Below are 893 nucleotides of genomic sequence, written 5' to 3'. Positions count from 1 at the left end.
CTAGGGCGTGTCCGCAAAGTCAGGGCAGCCATAGCCGTAGGCAGGCGAGGGTGACTATGGCCTGGTAGTGGCTCGCGCGTTTCTCGTAGCGAGTGGCCAGGGCCTTGTTTTGCTTGAGGCGGTTGAAGCAGCGTTCGACGACATTGCGACGCCGGTAGACGCCAGGGTCGAAGCCGCAGAGGCGTTCGCCTCTGCGGCGGCGCCCGGCAACCTGGTCGACGCGTTCGGGGATCGTGGCCGCGATACCGCGCTGTCGCAGGTAGGCCCGGATCTTCCGGGACGAGTAGCCCTTGTCTGCCACCACCCGCACCGGCCTTGTCCGTGGCCTGCCCGGACCGCGTCGGGCCACTTTGATGCCGGTCATGACCGGCTCGAGCTGGGTGCAGTCGTTGACGTTCCCGCCAGTGACAGTAAAGGCCAGCGGCCGGCCCTGCCCGTCGCAGGCCAGGTGAATCTTCGTGCTCAGCCCGCCGCGGGACCGGCCGAGTGCCTCACCCGCCCACGGCCCCCTTTTCGGGCACCCGCAGCGTGCTGATGGGCCCGCACGGCGGTTGAGTCGACACATACAACCGACCAGTCGACCTCGCCGACAGCGTCCGAACGCTGCTGGACGTGAGCCAGAAGCCGGTCCCAGGTGCCGTCCGCCGACCAGCGACGGAACCGCTCGTAGACCGTTTTCCACGGCCCGTACCGTTCCGGCAGATCCCGCCAGGCCGCCCCCGTGGACAGCTTCCACAGAATCCCGTTGACCACCTGCCGCCGGTCACGAACTGGACGTCCCATCCGAGGCCGAGGCAGCAACGGCTCGATCACCATCCACGCCTGATCGGTTAACTCATGCCGACGAACCACACACCACCAACGAGCACAACGACTTTGCGGACACGGCCTAG

General features: G+C 67.2%; 1 pseudogene. It reads right to left on the bottom strand.

Annotation, left to right across the window (positions count from 1 at the left end):
- Positions 1 to 19 precede the first annotated feature (19 nt).
- Positions 20 to 816, bottom strand: a pseudogene (locus IE182_RS31535) (IS5 family transposase).
- Between the last annotated feature and the right edge of the window lie 77 nt (positions 817 to 893).

The sequence above is a fragment of the Streptomyces cinnamoneus genome (assembly GCF_014650495.1).
GTDB classification, from domain to species: Bacteria; Actinomycetota; Actinomycetes; order Streptomycetales; family Streptomycetaceae; genus Streptomyces; species Streptomyces cinnamoneus.
Note: the sequence above shows the minus strand (reverse complement) of the source record. Positions and strands in the feature narration are given on the sequence as shown.